Annotated in this window: 2 protein-coding genes; one reads left to right on the top strand and one right to left on the bottom strand. The window is 48.7% G+C overall.

The window, feature by feature from the left end:
* Positions 1–36: 36 nt before the first annotated feature.
* The gene (locus tag GRP75_RS27375; RefSeq protein ID WP_160790939.1) at positions 37–309 is read right to left on the bottom strand and encodes a CD3324 family protein; all 273 of its coding nucleotides are present in this window, start codon (positions 307–309) and stop codon (positions 37–39) included.
* Between the two features lie 401 nt (positions 310–710).
* Between GRP75_RS27375 and GRP75_RS27370 the strand changes: the two genes are divergently transcribed.
* On the top strand, positions 711–1,235 hold a 525-nt coding region (locus GRP75_RS27370), incomplete at its 3' end, for a TetR/AcrR family transcriptional regulator (protein WP_160790938.1).

The raw sequence follows: 1,235 nt of genomic DNA, 5'->3' as shown, positions 1-1,235 counted from the left end.
CATTTATGCGGGTAGAGTACCACGCCACTTTGCAAACTAGGTATTTTTATGTGAATAAACAATTTTCTTAATAGTTTCGGTAGAGAGGAAAAACTCCTTAGCTAATTGCTCGATACTACTGCTATTTTGAAAAGCATTTCTGATTGCGGCATTTCGCTGTTCAAGCAACCTTCTCCCCCCACTCAAACTGCCCCAATCCATATATTCCGTTTTTGGCTTTGGAATATACAGAGTCTCTCCTTGAACATATTTTTGAATTTCCATAATTAGTTTTTGAGGTAAAACTTTTGTAGCATTCGTATATTTCAATTTTGCTCGCCCCTTATTTTGATTCTTTAAAATAAGGTGCAAAGCCAAAAATATTAAAAAAGCTTGTTCAGCGTTAAAAATTGTTTCGCCCCATACAAAGTAACGCTTTCCTAATAATTGGCTTTGCATGAGTGTAAGAAGTCACAGACAATCCCAATAGATTCTCCATCAGTAGGCACCCCCTTTTACATCGCAAGTATAGCATAACTTCTGCTCACCTGGGAGCAGCTACATGATATCAGTACAATCAAACCATTAAAATTGAGCTGATATATAACTGATCTTCATATCGTTTATGAGGTGTTGTCGGGACTTTTGTTTGCCTGACTCTTGTTATTCGCAAGCCAATGTTTTATATTGACATAAGAGCAGGTCAAAAATAAAAGAGGTGAACGGACGAGATGTCTCCACGCACGAAGGAACAAAACGAAGAGATCCGGCTGCGGCGTCTGGCGCAAATCCGGAAAGCCGCTGCCGATGTGTTTTTGAATAAAGGGCCTTTACTGGAAATCCGCGATGTGGCCGTGCAGGCGGGACTCGGCTATGGCACGGTATACCATTATTACAGCAATAAGGGCAATTTGCTCCACGATCTGCTATGGGACGCGTTGGAGCGGGCCGGGGGATGGCTGGAGGCCCCGCGCTCTTCGGCTTTGGGGGAGGCAGCGGGCGGGCATTTCGGCTTGGCTGCTGCGGTGGACACCGGGAACTCGGCTGCCGCGGATTCCCAAAGCGAAAGCCGTGAAACGGCCGCTGCCGCAGAGCTTGGCCCCGTCGCTGCCGCCGGCATTCGGCTGCTGCAGCTTTGGGCGGAGGACCACGCCCTGTACCTGCTGCATAAGCTGGCCGGTGAGGGCTTTGCCTCGCTGCCTGAAGCGCGCTCGGCCCCGCTCTCGGCCGCCTTTCGCCGGGAGGTGCTCGCGCCG

Origin of the sequence: Paenibacillus sp. OT2-17 (assembly GCF_009827695.1) — a bacterium.
Classification (GTDB): Bacteria; Bacillota; Bacilli; order Paenibacillales; family Paenibacillaceae; genus Paenibacillus; species Paenibacillus polymyxa_B.
Note: the sequence above shows the minus strand (reverse complement) of the source record. Positions and strands in the feature narration are given on the sequence as shown.